This is a genomic window from Anaplasma phagocytophilum, from assembly GCF_023476575.1.
Classification (GTDB): Bacteria; Pseudomonadota; Alphaproteobacteria; order Rickettsiales; family Anaplasmataceae; genus Anaplasma; species Anaplasma phagocytophilum_A.
This window is the reverse complement of sequence record NZ_JAHLEX010000153.1, coordinates 1-1425: the sequence shown is the minus strand read 5'-3', so window position 1 is coordinate 1425 and position 1425 is coordinate 1. Positions and strand designations below refer to the sequence as shown.

The 1425-nt window shown below is 34.7% G+C and carries 1 protein-coding gene; it reads right to left on the bottom strand.

All coding sequences use genetic code 11. From position 1 onward, the window contains the following. Positions 1 to 256: 256 nt before the first annotated feature. A complete protein-coding gene (locus KPX09_RS05250) occupies positions 257 to 1093 on the bottom strand; it encodes a DUF2163 domain-containing protein (protein WP_249549298.1) in 837 nt (278 codons plus the stop codon). Positions 1094 to 1425 lie beyond the last annotated feature (332 nt).

The following is a 1425-nucleotide window of genomic DNA, read 5'->3' as shown; positions in this document are numbered from 1 at the left end:
CATATATATATCAAGCTTAGATTATCACGTGATAATCTACTTTGTGTAACATCCCGTACCGATAAAGATTAGCGTATAATGTTCCTCAAGATTGACTGATATTGTGGTCGCAAGACATGCAATGCCATATTGGATGGATTTACTTCTCTTATTTACGTAAACACAGATTAAGAGACATACTCTTTCCCCTTTTATTCTTCCATAAAAGTGTACAAAAGTGAGATCCTTAAGATGTTTTTATCTATGTGATAATAGACTAATCAATGGGTTGAAATATAGAATGCGGATCTGGAACGTGTGGTTCTCCCCTGAAATTTTCTGCATTTTGGAATTTTGTAACACATGTACGGAAATTTTTGTCACACCCCGCAAGTAACGAATATTGGTCGTCTATGGCTATAGGATAAGGTGTCCGAGAAGTAAGAGATATGAGAGTTCCTCTGTTTGAATGTATTTCAAAAGTACATTGTTTGTTTTTTCCACTTAAAAAGGTCACCAAGCCATATTTGTAGTAGTTGTCGTAAGTAGTAAGGGTGGCATCTCTAAATTCTTTGTACATATCTAAGACAGAAGACACGGTGCCAAAAGCAGAAAATTTACTGGCAGAAAGCTTGCATAAGCCATCGCAGAATTGAGCTCTGCATTGTTGTGAAAATACACTTTCTACCTTATTGTATAGTGCATGTATATCACCTATTAGATACGCGTTGATTAGGTGATTATGTAGGGATATCTCCCTTATTTTTCCTATAAATAGCGTGATGGAACCTTGAGATATATCTGAATAATTTACTAATAGTATCTCAATTTTTGCATCAGTATATAATTCGAATAATAGACTATCCTCTGCGGCAATCTGGTGATCATACGGCAAAAATTCAATTTGTGCAGCGCTGGTACCGTGACCATGGCTTATGAGTTTTACCTTGCTATGGAAATTAGAGTAATATGAAATACCATCTATTGTTAAGTCGTGATCACAATCAGTAAAGTAGATATGCGCGCCATTCATGAAAGTAATCTTACAGCAATGAGCAATAGTGATAACTTCTTGCGCTAGGTGAGATAACAGCGTTTGTTCTTGGTTTTTCATTGTCTAACTTTGTTGTTGCATTAAAGTTGTTGTATTAAATAAGATCAAGATATAAAAGCTATTAAACCAAGCATACTTGATTGATAAGAAGTACCCTTTAATCCCATATATCAATAAATAGTACAGTGGCATGTATGCTTGTTAAAGATAGTGCGTTGCTAAATAATGTTATTGCATTTCATAAAATTTATCCTGAGTATTCAGAATTCTTATACTAGTGTTGAAGCTTCTCTTGAGATACGGAAGCAGCTTATACATTAACTTACTCCATTACAATGCTAGCGAGAGAGAATTCAATATTGATGAGCATTGGTGATTTTGTATCAGAGAAG

What these genes read in the sequence shown, in the direction of transcription:
- KPX09_RS05250 (WP_249549298.1), bottom strand. Translation starts at nt 1,093, where the DNA reads ATGAAAAACCAAGAACAAACGCTGTTATCTCACCTAGCGCAAGAAGTT.